The organism is Cupriavidus sp. C1SS-2L, from assembly GCF_057073735.1.
On the sequence record NZ_CP172708.1, the window covers coordinates 987,438 to 1,002,953 of the forward strand.

A 15,516-nucleotide genomic window follows, 5' to 3' on the forward strand; every position below is an offset into this window, starting at 1 on the left:
GGCGGCCGCCCGTCTTCGTCCTTTCCGAACGGATGCTTCCCGATGAGCGGCTTCTCCATGCTTCCCGATCTCTACTTCAGTGGCGGCCAGGCAGGCTGGTCCGACGCCCGCCGCCTGCCCCGCGAGGGGCTGGCCCAGGCGCTGGTCGATGCGCGCAGCCGCACCCTGGCCTGGCTGGCGGTGTTCGGCCAGACGCGCAAGGCCTGGGATGTGCCGCGGCAATACGATGCGGATCCGCCGCTGTGGACGCTGGGGCATATCGCCTGGCACGCCGAATGGTGGTGCCTGCGCGGCGTGCGGCAGATCGATCGTGGCGGCGTGCCGGTGCCGGTGGCCAGCGACCCGTCGCGCCTCGATGGCGCCGACGAGTGGTTCGACCCCGACCGCATCGGCCCGGACGAACGCTGGGAAATCGTGCTGCCCGACGTCGCCGTGGTCAAGCATTACGCCTCCGATGTGCTCGACGGCCTGCTGCGCCGCCTGGCGCTGCTGTCCGACGACAGCGACGTCACGCTGTACCCGTTTCGCCGCGCGCTGTTTCTGGAAGACGCACAAGCCGAGAACCTGGCCGCATTGCTGCAGGCGCTCGGGCTGGCACCTGCCGCGCCGGTTGCACCGGAACCCGGTGTGTCGGTCGCGCATGCCGGCACGCTGCACTTTCCCGGCGGCCGCTTCACGCAGGGCTGGTCGGATCCGGACGGCTACGCGCAGCCCGATGAACTCCCCCCGCAACCGACCTATGTGCCGGCATTCGAAATGGACGCCGCCCTGGTCAGCAACGCGCAATTCCTCGAGTTCGTCCAGGACGGCGGCTATGAGCATCCGGCCTGGTGGTCGACTGCCGGCCGGCAGTGGCTGATGACGCAGGAGCGCTCCGCGCCGCGCTACTGGTCGCGGCATCCTGAGTCGCGAGCATGGATGACCGAGCGATTCGGCACGCTGCGCACGCTCAATCCTGACGAGGCCGTGCGCCACGTCACGCTGTACGAAGCGCAGGCGTGGTGCGCATGGGCAGGGCGGCGCCTGCCCGTGGAAGCGGAATGGGAACTCGCCGCATTGCAGAATCGTGGTCTTCAGTGGGGCAGCTTGCGCGAGTGGACGGCGTCGCCGTATGAACCGTATGCGGGGTTTGCAGCGTCGCCATCGGACAGTGAACTGGTGGCGCGTTTCGGGACACACCAGGCGGTACGGGGCACGACGTTCGTCAGTTCGTCCCGGCAACGGCATGTGCGGGCAAGGCTCGCTTTGCTGCCGGAGGAGGACGTTGTGTTGGTGGGGTTCAGGAGTTGTTCGATGTAGGCAGGCCTGGTCTCTGCGCTGACCGGCGAAGACAAAAAAAGAGCACCCCGCGGGGTGCTCTTCTTCTTCACGATACTGGCGCGACGGCGCCGGCATGGTCTTAACGCTCGTAGCGCGAACGGCTGTTGCCGTTGCGTTGGCCGCCGAAGCCACCTTCACGGTTGCCGAGGCTGCGGCCGCCATCACGGCCGCCGCGGTCGCCGAAGCTGCGGCCTTCGCCACCGACCTTGCGGTCACCAAAGCTGCGGTCGCCGAAGCTGCGTTGCTCGCCGCCACGGTAGCCGCCGCCTTCACGGTTGCCGAAGCCACGGTTGTCGTCACCGAAGCTGCGGCCGCCTTCGGGGTTGGCGCGCTGGCCAAAGCCGCGATTGTCGCCGCCGAACTTGCGCTCGCCACCGAAGTTGCGGTCGCCGCCGCCGAAGCTGCGTTGCTCGCCGCCACGGTAGCCGCTGCCTTCACGGTTGCCAAAGCCACGGTTGTCATCACCGAAGCTGCGACCACCTTCCTGGTTGCCACGGTTACCGAAGCCACGGCTTTCGCCACCGAACTTGCGGTCACCGAAGTTGCGATCGCCAAAGCTGCGCTCACCGCCACGGTAGCCGCCACCATTGCCACGGCCGCCCGGCTTGCCGCCGAAGTTCGAGCGCGGCTTGGGCGAACGGCGCGGCTCCAGGCCTTCGATCACCGAAGCGTCGATGCGGTTGTTGGTGAACCGCTCGATGCGCTTCCACTGGAACGTGTCGTTGTGGTTCACCAGGTTGATCGCGACGCCCGAGCGGCCGGCGCGGCCGGTACGGCCGATACGGTGCACATAGTCCTCGGCCTGCTTGGGCAGGTCGAAGTTCACCACGTGGGTGATGTCGGGCACGTCGATGCCGCGCGCGGCCACGTCGGTCGCGACCAGCACGCGCAGATTGCCGCGGCGCAGTGCGGTCAGGGTGCGGTTGCGCGCGCCCTGGGTCATGTCGCCGTGAAGCGCGCCGGCGGCAAAGCCAGTATCGGACAGGCGTTCGGCCAGCGAGTCGGCGTCACGCTTGGTGGCCGTGAACACGATGGCTTGCTTGAGCGTGGCATCGCGCAGCAGGTGGTCGAGCAGGCGTTCCTTGTGCGACATGTCGTCGGTGAAGTGCAGGCGCTGTTCGATATGGCTCTGGTCGGCGCGGGCCGCGGCGATCTCGATGCGCTGCGGATCCTTCAGCTGGCGCGAGGCGAGCTGGGCGATGCGTGCGTCGAGCGTGGCCGAGAACATCAGCGTCTGGCGGCTAGCCGGGGTGGCGTCGACGATCGCGTCGATGTCATCGGCAAAGCCCATGTCCAGCATGCGGTCGGCTTCGTCGAACACGAGCATGTCGAGTGCGGACAGGTCGATGCGGCCGGCCGAGATATGGTCGAGCAGACGGCCCGGCGTGGCCACCAGGATGTCAGGCATCTTGGACAGCGCGGCCAGCTGCTTCGGGTAGGGCATGCCGCCCAGAATGCTCGCGCACACGATGCGGCGCAGGTTGCGGCCATACTTGGCAGCGGCTTCGGTGACCTGCAGCGCCAGTTCGCGCGTCGGCGTCAGCACCAGCAGTGACGGCTGTGCCGGCGACGGGCGGGGACGCTTGCCCTTCATGCGCTTGGCCGGTTCCGTCGGGCGGTTCGTTGCGGGCTTTTCGCTGATGCGCTGGATTGCCGGCAGCATGAACGCCGCCGTCTTGCCCGAGCCGGTCTGGCTCGACACCAGCAGGTCGCGGCCGGCCAGGAAGGCGGGAATGGCCTGCGCCTGAACGGGCGTCGGGTTGTTGTAGTTCAGTTCGGAGAGGGCACGCAGGATGGCCGCATCCAGGCCAAGCGTGGCAAAGCCGTTGGTGACTTCCTCTGCCGCGACGGTCTCGGTCACTTGCGCGGGGTTGAGCATGGCGTCGAGCTTGTCGAGCGGGCTCTGGACAGCGGAAGTGATCGAAGCGTCGGTGGCGGAGGCAATAGCTTGCTCCGCACGAGTGTCGTGCTGGGTCATGTCGTAAGGATCAAAAATGCATGGCACCCCTGGCAAAGCAAAATTAGGGGTGGGCGCAGTGCAAAGTCTTAAAAAAGGCTTCGGCGCCAATCGGTGAGGCCGTTACGACAGACTCAGCTGACAGTACGGCGGCAGGCAGGGTATCGGCAGGCGCAAAGGCCAGCCACATGGTCCCTGGCAGGCAAACAGCTCAATTCAGGCTGTTCAACAGGATCGGAGACGAGGCTACGTCGGTGAGCGGTGCGTTCTGTCGGCAACTGACACAGCAATACAGACGCGGTCAGTGCGGAGAAACAGAGCTTGGGAGGGCAGCGGAATCGCCTTGGCGGGATGTGCCTGGCGGGTGGCGGAACTCACAGTTGCGAAACTCACGGCGCGGATTATAGCAGAACCGTTGAATTTTGTTGCGGTGCGAAAACGTAACCGGATATGTCAGGAGGCCGGCACATCGGCGCTGGCTCTGGCACTCTGGGCTGCCTATTGCCAATTCCGGGTTGAAAGCGGGAGGGGCCATCCTATACTCAAGGCGCGAGCACTGGATTGCTCGCCCGGGGCGGACAATAAAGTTCCCGTACTGGCCTTCTACAGCGATATCGCATCACTGTTCGCTGTGAGCATTGCGGTCATTGTCGTCACTGCCAGAATTCCTGCGACTCTCCGGGTGGTCCGGTGGGACGTCCGCGTCATGGGCGGAATCATGGGAAACCTGCTTGACATGGAATGACCGAACTGCTGATGGCGTTGACCCAGAAGGTCCGGGGCCGTCCGCAACCAAGCCCGCCAGGCAATGGCGGGCTTTCTATTTGTAGCTGCGTCACTTGCGCGGCAGTTTGCCTTCGATGCGTTCCAGCGGCCTGACATGGGGGTTAGCCGGCCAGCCTTGCGGATAGGTGACGAGCCGCGAGGGTCCGCGCTGCCGGATTCCATGCCAGCCACGGCCCGCGGCGCCGCCGCTGCGGCTACCGCCGAGAATGGCGGTCATGGCATCCCTGTCCAGGTCGATGCTTTCACTGAGGTCCTTGATGACGATCACTGCCATGGTGTTCTCCGGTCAGGGGGCGCCGCGGCCGCGTGGCAGCAACGCCGATTCAGTATAGGTGCACGTTGCGGCCCAGGCGGCCCGCAACCCCACGCGCTGCGACTAGCGCTGCGCAACGGCCCGGTCGAAGCGAAATGCATTGACCGGGAAGCAGAAAAACGCAGGAGTTATGCCAGTATTGCGGCCTTGGACGTGCGTGGTGAGTGACAGCCAGTTGCCATGCGGGTTTGCGGGAAAAATCGGCAATCCGGCAACGCTTGATCTGTCGACCGGCATTCACTGAACTGGCCGGAATTCACCAACAGACGTGTGTTCGCTGTTGGGCGCATCCCAACAGCAGTCCAACTTCAAGTGACCCATCCGCTTGCAAGGTGGCAAGTGCGCCGCGCCGCGGGTACGCTCGGTTTGCGGATGCCAAGAGTGCGCACTAGTATCCATCGTGGACGGTGCGCTTGCGTGAGGGCGTTCCGCTTGCATCGACTTCGGGGCAACGCCGGTGGCCAGTGTCAAAGACCTGATTCGGAAGTTCCAGAACGGCGGACTGTCCGACGACGAGTTTGTTGCGTCGTTCGATATGGCGCTGGCGCACGAGCGCACCACGCCAAGCCAGCTCGCACGCGTGATCATCGAAGAAAACACGCGCTTCCCGTTCCCGCCCGCGGTTTATGCCGAAGTCATGCGCCGCATTGAACGCAGCGGTACGACGCAGTTCGATCCGGCAGGCGAATCCACGCGCATGGAAGCTCCCGTGACGGGCTCGCTCTATGCCACGTCACCGGCGGTCGGCACGGTGCCGCCCGCGTCGCGGCCGAAGGGCGTCGGCGACACGCTGAACGGTCGCTTCGTGCTGGAAGAGTGCCTCGGCGTGGGCGGCATGGGCACGGTGTACAAGGCACTCGACCTGCGCAAGCTCGAGGCATCGGACCGCAAGCCGTATATCGCGATCAAGGTGCTCAACCTGCAGTTCAGCGGCCACCCCAAGTCGTTGATCGCGCTGCAGCGCGAAGCGCGCAAGGCGCAGACGCTGGCGCACCGGAATATCGTCACCGTCTACGATTTCGACCGCGATGGTCCGGTCGTCTTCCTCACCATGGAATACCTGTCGGGCAAGCCGCTGAGCCAGGTTCTCAAGGCGCCCGGCTTCGACGGCATGCCGATGACCCGGGCCATGCCCATCGTCGCGGGCATGGGCCATGCGCTTGCGTATGCGCACGAGCGCGGCTTCGTGCATTGCGACTTCAAGCCCGCCAACGTCTTCCTGACCGACAGCAACGAAGTCAAGGTGATCGACTTCGGCATCGCGCGCGGTTTTCTGCCCCCGGCGGATGAATCGGATAAGACCGTGTTCGATCCGGGCTCGCTCGGCGGCATGACGCCGGCCTATGCGAGCCCCGAGATGTTCGAGCATCGCGAGCCCGATCCGCGCGATGACATCTATGCGCTGGCCTGCGTGACGTATGAACTGCTGACGGGGCGGCATCCGTACGAACGCATGTCGGCGAACCAGGCGCGCGCGGCGGGACTCAAGCCCGTGCAGCCGAAAGAGCTGTCGCGTACGCAGTGGAGGACGCTGCGCCAGGCGCTGTCGCTGGACCGCGAGACGCGTACGCCGAGTGTCGAACGTTTCCTGGCAGGCATGAGTACGGGCTCGGCGGTGTCAGCGCGTCAGCGGCCGGCGCTGCTGGCCGGCGCCGCCTTGGCCGCAGTCGTTGGCGTGTCGGCGGTGGGCTATTACGCATGGCGTACCAGCCGAACGGCGCCGACACCGCCAGTCGTGGCCCAGGCGGACAGTGCATCGGCCAAGCCATCGACGCCGCCCGCATCGACGGCATCCGAAGCGCCTGCCGCACCGCCGTTGGCTGCGCGCCCGAAGGCGGAGGTGTTTTCCATGCCGGCAGTGCTGCGCGTCGTGGCCGCCGTGCCGTGTTCGCTGCTTGTCGCGAATTCGCCGGAGAACGGCAGGGTGCGCGTGCGTGGGTACCTGGCCGAAAGCGTGGGCGCATCGGGCCTGCGCGAGCAGCTCAATGCGCTGCCGGGCGTGAAATCGCTGGACGTGGACACGCAACCACTGAGCGCGGAAAAATGCGATATCGCCCGCATGATCGCGCCATACTGGTCCGGCCGTCGTGAAGGCGCATCCGCATCATCGCTGCGCACGCGCGGCAACCGCAAGCAGCTCACCGAAGGCACGCCGCTGGTGCTGGAACTGCGTACGCCCGCGCAGGACTCCTACGTGTACCTCGATTACTTCGCCGCGGACGGCAACGTGGCACACCTTGTGCCGAGTTCGCGCGTGCAAGCGCAACAGGCGCCGGCGAGCTATAGCGCAACCGTTGGCGATGGCGGGGAGTGGGTCATCTCGCGGCCGTTCGGCACCGAACTGGTGGTGCTGCTGACCACGCCTGCGCCGCTGTTCGATGGACGGCGCTCCGACGTGGAGTCTTGGCAGGACTATCTGAAGGCGATGGAAAAGCCGCTCGGGCAGATGGCGCACAAGTACGGTCAGGACCGCATCAGCGCGGACCTGGTGGAGATCTCCACGCGCGCGAAGTGATGTTGGAAAGGTGCAGTTGCTACTTCAGGTCCCGCGCCACGCGAAAACCGTTCTGCGATTGCCGCACGCTCGAGCTGTACTTGAAGCGCGTCGACGACACCATGTAGCTCGCGCCTTCGCGCCACGATCCGCCGCGGATCACGCGCGCGCCGCAACTGGCTTCTTCCCAGCTCCGGCCGTCGGTGGGCGCGTTCTTGTAGCTGCTGTGCCAGCAGTCGCGAACCCATTCCCACACGCTGCCGTTGACGTCGTAGAGGCCGAACGGATTGGCCGCGAACGATCCCACGTTAGCCGGCGCATCCTGGCTCCACGGGTCGCCGCAGTCCTTGCAGTTGGCCGTGCCCTTGCGCATCTGGTCGCCCCACCAGTAGGCCGATGCCGTGCCGCCGCGCGCCGCGTATTCCCATTCCGCTTCGGTCGGCAGACGGTAGGTCTTGCCGGTGGTCTTGCTGAGCCAGGTCACGTACTGCTGCGCGTCGTCCCAACTGACATCGCGCACGGGTGAGTTCTTGGCACTGTTCGCGACGGTGGCGATCCGATCGCAGCCACCGGTGTCGACGCAGGCGTTCCACTGTTCGACGGTCACTTCATAGCGGCCGATCGCAAACGGCTGGCTGATCGTAACGTGGTGAGAAGGCTTTTCCGCTGGGTCGCTCGCATTGCTGCCCATGGTGAAGCTGCCGGCTGGCAGGCTCACCAGCACGGGGCAGACCGGGCAATCGCGAATCTCGCCTTTGGCTTCGACAGGCGGCTTGCGCTCGCCGCCCACGCTGACCGAACCGGTAGCCGTGGTGCCCGGACGCGAAGGCGGCGCTTCTGATGGCGCGGCACCTGCACCGGCGACGGCACCGGCGGCAGCGGTAGCCGGCGGTGCGGAGCGCTGCGGCGACGGGGTTGCCGGTTTGGCAGCGGGTGGCTGGGCGGCCTTGGCGCGTTCCGGTGGCGGGGTCTTTGCAGCGGGCGCACTGGCGGCCGCGAGGCGTTCCATGCGAGCCCGCGCAAGCGCCGCGAAACGGCCGTTCGGGTATTGCTTGAGATAAGCCTCGTAGTCGCCGGCGTAGTTGCTGTTCTTGATCGATTCCCAGAACGTCAGTTCGTATTGTTCATCGCTGTTCTTGGGCAGGATGCCGGCGAGCAGCAGCGGCGCACTGTTGCCCGCAACCGATGCTTCGCCCGCGGTGGCGGGGACCGCCATGCCACCGAGGATCGCGCCGAGACTCAGCGCGGATGCGATCAGAACGACAGGAGCTTTGCGCCACATTTTCGGACCCCGTTGGAACTGCGGCCAGCCCGATGCGCGCGCTGTGGGCGCCTGGGGCGCATTGTGGTGTTGCCGCGACGTCGGCTTGCTTCAAGATAGCACAGCGATTGTGAATCCGGAGGTGCTTGCATCGGCGCCCGTGGCGCCACAGCGCATGCGTGTCGCGCAAAGCCGCTGCGAAGATGTCATCGCGAGTTCGCTTTTTGCCGGGTTCCGTTCTAACCTGAATACCGAATCGCCGAGCGCTGGCCAAGAGCAACCAGAAGAACCACGGGCTTGCGGGACAACGTGATCGGGTATTCGGACACTCTCCGGGAGGCGCCGCGTATGTCCAGACGATTCCTGCTCCGCCTGTTGGCGGCCATGGCCATGGCCGTTGTGCCATCCGTCTCGATGCCGACTTCGGCGCCGCAGAATGCGGAGGTCTACATCATCTGGCCGCCGGACGGCGCGGTCATTTCTGGCGGCAAGTTCTGGATCCGCATGGGCCTGCGCAATATGGGCGTCTGTCCCAAGGGCATTGAGTCTGCCAAATGCGGCCATCATCACCTGCTGATCGATACGGACCTGCCGCCGCTGGACAAGGAAATCCCTTCCGACAAAAACCACCTGCACTTCGGTGCGGGGGAAACGGATGCGCGCATCGAACTGCCGCCAGGCAAGCACACGCTGCAACTGCTGCTCGGCGATGCCAAGCACGTGCCGTTCGATCCGCCGCTCTACTCGAAGAAGATCACCATCACGGTGAAATAGCCGAACCAGCGCGAGGGGGATCCACCATGTTCAAGCTGCTAGCCGCCACGTTGCTCGGCGCGTGCCTCCTGCTGCCAGCCGCGGCCATGGCCGGCGACACGCCAGCGCCGCCGGATGCGTACCTGTACATCGGCTTTCCGAACAACGGGCAGGTGCTGCCCGCTGGCAAGCCGTTCAAGGTTTGGTTCGGCTTGCGCAACATGGGCGTGGCGCCGAAGGACGTCAAGTACCCGAAGACCGGCCACCACCACTTGCTGATCGACGTGGACCTGCCGCCCATGGACAAGGAAATCCCGAACGATCGCAATCACCTGCATTTCGGTGCGGGCGAAACCGAGACCATGGTCGAGCTGCCGCCCGGCAAGCACACGCTGCAGTTGATCATGGGCGACGACAAGCACATCCCGACCAATCCCCCGGTCTACTCGAAGAAGATCACCATCTACGTGAAGTGAGTCCCGCTGCGTAGCGGCCAGCGGGCCGCCACGCGTCCTGGCGCGCGCTGGCTGCGCCATCCTCCGTGGTGGCACCCCGTTCGCTGACGCGCACTGTCGCATAACACCAGACAGTGACGGGCCAGCTGTTGGTTACCGACCGCCAGTGGGCGCGATGCCAATGTGACCCATCATCGCCGACGCCATCCCCCGTTGCACTGAAAAGCGCTTGTTTTCAAGGCTTTGCTGTCGATGCCGCCTGCACGGCGCGACGCTGGCACACCTTGTGCAATGGTTATCCGGGAAGCAACACCGGAAGCCATCTGCCGATGCGCATCTCCGACCTCACCGCCAACCTCATTTCGGGGTTGGAGCGCGCGCAAGCGCGAACCACAATACAGACACGCAGGGCGGCGCCACTTCGGTGGCGGCGTCATGCATGCAGTTGCAGGAAGACATCGTGCCCAAGGTCTCTACCGAATCGTCATGGATTGTTCCACGGCCGCGCCGCGCTTATGCCTGGGTCGCCGCTGCGGCCTGCGCAGGATGGCTCACTGGCTGTGCCGATTTCCGTCCGCCGGTGTACGAGCGTCCGGAAACGCCGGCCAAGACGGAATGGTCGCGCCAGGAGTCGATTACGGTATCGCCGGCCGAGACCGTGCAGCCGAACTGGTGGCAAGGATTCAAGGACCCGTACCTGGACAAGCTGATCACGCAGGCGCTGTCCGGGAACTACGACATCAAGGTGCTCGCCGCACGCATCCGCGTGGCGCAGGCGCAGATCGGTGAAGCGAAGGCCGGTCAGTTGCCGGTGATCGACCTCAACGCCAACGCGAACGTCACCAAGACCACCGGCCAGGCCACCGCGCGCAGCTACAACCTGGGTGGCCAGCTGAGCTGGGACATCGACATCTGGGGCAAGGTAGAGAAGGGCGTGCAGGCGCAGACCGCCGAGTTCCACGCCACCGAAGCGGACTGGCGCGCCGGCTACCTGACGCTGGCGGCCAATGTCTCGACCGCTTACTTCCAGATCCTGCAGTTCGACGAGCAGATCGACCAGCAGACGCGCACCGTGCAGAAGAACGGGCAAATCCTCAATACATACCAGGCCATGTTCCAGAACGGGCTGGTGCCGAAGATCCGCGTCATGCAGCAGCAGGCGGAAATCAACCGGCTGACCAAGGACCTGATCGAACTGCGCCGCTCGCGTGACGTGACGGAGAACGCGCTGGCCACGCTGGTCGGCGTGCCCGCCGGCAATCTCAAGGTGCCGCCCGGCAAGCTGCAGGACCGCGTGCAGCCGCCGCCGGTGCCGGCGGGCCTGCCGTCGCAGTTGCTGGCGCGCCGGCCCGACATCGTGGCCGCGGAGTATCGCGTGCTCGCGGCGTACAACATCGTCGGCCAGGCCCGGCTTGCGCAGCTGCCGAGCATCAGCCTGACCGCGAACGGCGGCATGGCCAGCTTCGCGCTGAACAGCTTGCTGAAGACTTTCACGCTCGGCATTGCGCCCAGCATCACTCTGCCGATGCTGGACCCGAACATTCGCGCTCGCGTCAAGACCACGGAGGCGCAGGTCAAGGTGGTGGAAAGCGACTACGGCCGCACCGTGATGAACGCGTTCGAAGAGGTGGAGACCGCACTGGTCAATGTCAACGCGCACAAGAAGCAGCGCATCGAGTTGCAGCAGCAGGTTGACCAGCTGCGCGTGGTGTCGTCGCAGATCGAGGCGCAGCTCAAGGAAGGCGTTGTGTCGCAGCTTGAAGTGTTCGAGACCGAGCGTTCGCTGCTGAGCGCGCAACTGTCCTTGTTGGCCGTCCACCAACAGATCCTTGCCGATACTGTCACGCTCTACAAGGCGCTAGGCGGCGGCTGGACCGACGTGCGGGTCAGCAACGCCACGGCAAGCACTTCGTCGTCGCAGTGACCTGGCGCCTTTGCGCCAGGCAGCGTTCACGATACATCGGCTCCCCGGCGCGCAGGGTACGCCAGCGGTTTGCGCCGCATGGGCGACACTCTGCGCGCTACGGCTGGTGCGCATTCAATTGACTAGCGAGAGGCGTCGCCTACTATGTTGATTGTCGATTCATCCCCCGGTGCGCAGCCTTCGGCGCCGCGCCTGTTGGTTTCTTGGAAACATGGCTCCTGACGATGCACTGATCATGGAAATGCCGGTGAGGATGGGTCAGGAGTTCGATATTCTGCTGACGCCCGTCTCGCGTCCGGAGCTGGGCGAGATCCGCATCGACGAGGACCTGTTCGCCGTCGGCCGGACCGAGGCACCGTTCGTTTCCTATCCCGAAGAGCTGACCGCGGCGCTCTCGCGCCGGCACGCGCGGATCTTCGCCGAGCACGGCGCAGTCTACGTGGCGGATCTCGGCAGCAAGAACGGCACGCGCATCAACGGCGCCGATGTCGCCGGGCATCCGCTGCGGCTCAGCGACGGCGACGAGCTTTCCTTCGGGTCGGCGCTGTCGTTTCACGTACGGCTTTCGCCGCGCGTGCCTGCGCCGGAGCCGCCGCGCGTAATGGTCACGCTGCAGCCAGAACGCAGCGACCTGGGCCTGCAGCCGATCGAGCTGAGCGGCTTCCCGTACCTGATCAGCAAGGCCGACGATACGTTCGCGCGCTACCGCGACAGCCATCCGCAGCAGGTCAATTACCTGTCGCGGCGCCATGCGCATATCTACCTGAAGTGCGGCGTGCCGTTCCTGGAGGACCTGGGCAGCACCAACGGCACCTTCGTCAACGGCCACCGTCTTGCCGATCATGGCGTGCCGCTCAACGATGGCGACCTGATCGCGTTCGGCGGCAGCCATTTTGTCTACAAGGTCGCGGTGCAGCGCGAAGGCGATGCCGACGCTACGGCTACGCGTACCGTGTTCGCCGCGCCAGATGCCGTGGTCGACGTCGAGCCCGTTGCCGAGCATGCAGCGGCGCCGGCGCATGCACTGGATGACGACGCGGACAAGACAACCTTCGTCGGCGCAGCCGATTCGTTCCTGGATATCTTCTGCGTCGACTACGCGGCGCGGCAGGAAGACGAGGTCAATGCCGATGCCGAAGCGCAAGCCGCGGCGGCTACCGATGCGTCAGTGCGCAAGGGAAATGCGTCGCGCAGCCGCACGGCGCTGCTTGCCGGAGAAGTCGCCGGGCGCTTCGGCCTGAATGACCCGGTGCGCGTGCGGCGCGCAGCGCGATGGGGCCTGGTGGTGCTTGCGCTGATTGCCGTGGGCCTCGGTGCGCTCTACCTGCGCGGCATGCCAGAGCGCGACGTGAAGTCGCTGCTTGCCGACGGCCAGTACGCCAGGGCGGCCAAGGCAGCCGATGCCTATCTCGTGCGGCACCCGGACGATGCGCAGTTCCAGGCCATGGGCACGGAAGCGCTGCTGCGCGCTCACGTGCCGCAATGGGCGGGCAAGCTCAAGGCGAAAGATTTCAACGGCGCCGCTGCGGTGCTGGCCGAGATGGCTTCGGGCAGCCAGCACAACGCGGATGCGCACCCGCTGGTGCGCGAGCTCGAATGGATCGGCGACCTGGAGCGCTACTTCGCGCAGCGCGGCGGCGCGGAAGCGCCGATCCGGCTCTACACCGATGAGTCCGTCATACGCGGCCTGCTGACGCACTGGAACCAGGACACCGCTGCGCACCAGCGCGCGCTGGGGCGCATCGCCGGATACGAGCCGGCATTCCGGGACGTCTATGCGAGCGCGCTCAGTGATGTGCGCAAGCTGCAGACGGACGAATCGGTCTACCTGGCCGCGATCGACCGGCTCAATGCCACGATCGCCGCCGAACTGGCGCGCGACAAGCCCGAGGCGCTGCAGCCGGTGCTGGACGAGTACAAGGAAAAATACCCGCGGCTGTCCGGTCTGGACAAGCTGCAGGACGACCTGCACCGCTACACCGCGTTGATGCAGCCGCTGCGCGCGCGCAACCCGGGGCCGCTGGTGGCGCGCATGGCCGATGCGAAGTTCGCCACGCCGCCATTCCAGGCCCAGTACGCGCGTCTCTCGCAGCGCCTTCCCACTACGGACGTCGCGCGCCAGTACGCCGTGGCCGCGCAAGCGTGGCAGCGCGGCGACGGCGCGACCGCCATCGCGGGCCTGCGCCGCATCAGCGCCGGGCCGTGGGCCGACGACGTGGCGAAGGACGCCGCGCACAAGCAGCAGGTCGCCACGCAGTACGCGGCGCTGCAGGGCTCGCGTGGCGCAGGCGGCTATGAGGACAAGCTGCTCGGTTTCTACGCCATGCTCGATCCAGACGAGGACAAGTACTACGCCAAGGCCGTGGAGCCGGATGTCACCGCGATCCGCGACAGCGCCTTGCGGCGTGCGCGTGAGCTGGTGAGCCGCGCCATTGCAGGGTGGAAGCAGTACCGCGCCAACGGCCAGATCGGCGCCGACCAGCGGCTGGAACCCGGCATTTCGCCGAAGTTCCGCGACCAGGCCAGGCGCCTCGCGCAGGCGCAGGAAGATGCGCGGCAAGGGATTCGCATCGTCACCCAGCTCAAGGCTGGCGAGAGCGCCGATCTCGCGCAATGGAGCAAGGCGGAGGAGGAGATCCGCGCAGAGGTCGACCAGCAGCGCCGCGCCTTGCAGGAGCTGCGCATGGTGCTCGACCCGGCCGTGCTCAAGGCCAAGCTGGACCTGCTTGGCGGCGAAGCGCGGGGCGCAGAAGCGCCGGCTGCCGCGTCGGCTGCAGCGGCGGTCACCGCGGAAACTGACAAGCCGAAAGAGGCGCGGCCATGAACGACGCACAAGGCAGCAACCGCCTGAGGCCCCTGTCCGAGGCGCTGGAGGACCACGGCGGCGAAGGCATAGCGATCCTCACGGCCGAGCCGTGGCGGCTGAGCCTGCTGACGATCGTGACGACGTTCGCGCTCGTGGTATGCGCGCTGATCTGGTCGTTCTTCGGACATGCCGATGTGATCGTCACGGCCGAGGGCACGCTGGCGCCGGAGTCGGAAGTCAGGCGCTTCTACGCGCCCGTGGATGGCGAACTTGCGGACCTGTATGTCGCCGAAGGGCAGCCGGTGTCAAAGGATGACGTGCTGGCCCGCCTGAACGCACGCGGCGCCATTGAGGCTGCGGCCAATGCGCTGGAGGCGCAGCTCAAGCTCGAAGACTCGGAGCGCGAATGGAAGCAGTTCCCCGAGAAGAAGGCGTTAATGGCGCGCCGCGCCGCCGCGCTCAAGCAACAGATCGACGTGGGCACGCGCCAGCATGAAACGCGCATTGCCGAAGGCACGACACGGCTGACCGAGCAGCAGCGCGCGCAGATTCAGGAGGCGCGCAGCAATGTCGAGAATTCGCGCCGTGCCCGAGACTTCGCGCGCCAGGAACAGGACCGCTATACGCGCCTGTTCGCACTGCCGGCCGGCGGCGGCGTGTCGCAGTCGCAGGTGGATGCCAAGCGCGCGGCCACGCAGGAGGCCGAGAACACGTTGCGCGTGGCGCAATCGCGACTGGCCGAACTGGAAGCGCGGCAGGGCCAGGAACTGAGCCAGGCCAACGTGCAGCTCGAAAGCAGCGGCCAGGAACTTGCTGGCCTGCGCGTGCAGTACGACGCGGCGATGCGAGAGATTGCGAGCACCGAGGACAAGCTGCGCCTGCAGGTGCAGACCGCGCGTTTAGTGGCCGAGGCAGCTGCGCGCATCCGCTTCGAGAACATCGACAAGGACAACTTCCTGCTGATCCTGGCGCCGGTGTCAGGCGTTATCACGGACGTGACGTCGACCCAGCGCGGCGACAAGATCCAGGCCAATACGCCGATCGGCGGCATCGCGCCCAATGACGCGCGCCCCGTGTTGAAGATCGCCATTGCCGAGCGCGACCGCGCGTTCCTGAAGGAGGGCTTGCCAGTCAAGCTCAAGTTCAACGCGTTCCCATACCAGCGCTACGGCCTGATCGAAGGCACGCTCGAATACATCTCGCCGGCGACCAAGCCGGGCGGGCCGGACAAGCAGCCGGTCTACGAAGGCCGCATCCGCCTGTCGCGCGATTACTACGCCGTGGGCGAAACCCGTTACCCACTGCGCTACGGCATGACCGCCACGGCGGAGATCGTCGTGCGCGAGCGCCGCCTGATCGACCTGGGGCTGGACCCGTTCAGGCAGGTGGCGGGCTAGCGGGACACGGTATTCGGGGAGCGAATCGCGACCGCCGCAGTGCGGCGCTA

10 protein-coding genes are annotated in these 15,516 nt (G+C 66.0%); 7 read left to right on the plus strand and 3 right to left on the minus strand.

Features of this window, described 5'->3' with window-relative positions:
• Positions 1-42 precede the first annotated feature (42 nt).
• The gene (locus ACIGJG_RS04585; protein WP_483672818.1) at positions 43-1,299 is read left to right on the plus strand and encodes an SUMF1/EgtB/PvdO family nonheme iron enzyme; all 1,257 of its coding nucleotides are present in this window, start codon (positions 43-45) and stop codon (positions 1,297-1,299) included.
• Positions 1,300-1,399: 100 nt separating this feature from the next.
• On the opposite strand, the gene ACIGJG_RS04590 is transcribed toward ACIGJG_RS04585, so the two are convergent.
• Both ACIGJG_RS04590 and ACIGJG_RS04595 read right to left on the minus strand, forming a co-directional pair.
• Positions 1,400-3,298: a DEAD/DEAH box helicase gene (locus tag ACIGJG_RS04590; protein WP_011297103.1), complete on the minus strand. Its 1,899-nt coding sequence runs from the start codon at positions 3,296-3,298 to the stop codon at positions 1,400-1,402.
• A gap of 814 nt (positions 3,299-4,112) precedes the next feature.
• On the minus strand, positions 4,113-4,337 hold the full coding sequence (locus tag ACIGJG_RS04595; RefSeq protein ID WP_011297104.1) for a hypothetical protein: 225 nt from the start codon (positions 4,335-4,337) through the stop codon (positions 4,113-4,115).
• Between the two features lie 496 nt (positions 4,338-4,833).
• Between ACIGJG_RS04595 and ACIGJG_RS04600 the strand changes: the two genes are divergently transcribed.
• Positions 4,834-6,891: a serine/threonine protein kinase gene (locus tag ACIGJG_RS04600; protein ID WP_011297105.1), complete on the plus strand. Its 2,058-nt coding sequence runs from the start codon at positions 4,834-4,836 to the stop codon at positions 6,889-6,891.
• 19 nt (positions 6,892-6,910) lie between these two features.
• On the opposite strand, the gene ACIGJG_RS04605 is transcribed toward ACIGJG_RS04600, so the two are convergent.
• On the minus strand, positions 6,911-8,152 hold the full coding sequence (locus tag ACIGJG_RS04605; protein WP_011297106.1) for a formylglycine-generating enzyme family protein: 1,242 nt from the start codon (positions 8,150-8,152) through the stop codon (positions 6,911-6,913).
• Positions 8,153-8,479: 327 nt separating this feature from the next.
• Here ACIGJG_RS04605 and ACIGJG_RS04610 point away from each other — a divergent pair, with 327 nt between their 5' ends.
• The 5 genes from ACIGJG_RS04610 to ACIGJG_RS04630 all read left to right on the plus strand — a co-directional run bounded on the left by ACIGJG_RS04610 (position 8,480) and on the right by ACIGJG_RS04630 (position 15,466).
• On the plus strand, positions 8,480-8,905 hold the full coding sequence (locus ACIGJG_RS04610; RefSeq protein ID WP_011297107.1) for a DUF4399 domain-containing protein: 426 nt from the start codon (positions 8,480-8,482) through the stop codon (positions 8,903-8,905).
• Positions 8,906-8,931: 26 nt separating this feature from the next.
• A complete protein-coding gene (locus ACIGJG_RS04615) occupies positions 8,932-9,360 on the plus strand; it encodes a DUF4399 domain-containing protein (protein ID WP_011297108.1) in 429 nt (142 codons plus the stop codon).
• Positions 9,361-9,778: 418 nt separating this feature from the next.
• On the plus strand, positions 9,779-11,263 hold the full coding sequence (locus tag ACIGJG_RS04620) for an efflux transporter outer membrane subunit (protein WP_483672821.1): 1,485 nt from the start codon (positions 9,779-9,781) through the stop codon (positions 11,261-11,263).
• Positions 11,264-11,474: 211 nt separating this feature from the next.
• Positions 11,475-14,087, plus strand: a complete 2,613-nt coding sequence (locus tag ACIGJG_RS04625; protein ID WP_011297110.1) for an FHA domain-containing protein — start codon at positions 11,475-11,477, stop codon at positions 14,085-14,087.
• Positions 14,084-15,466, plus strand: a complete 1,383-nt coding sequence (locus ACIGJG_RS04630; protein ID WP_011297111.1) for a beta-barrel domain-containing protein — start codon at positions 14,084-14,086, stop codon at positions 15,464-15,466. The genes ACIGJG_RS04625 and ACIGJG_RS04630 overlap by 4 nt, the downstream gene beginning before the upstream one ends.
• Positions 15,467-15,516 lie beyond the last annotated feature (50 nt).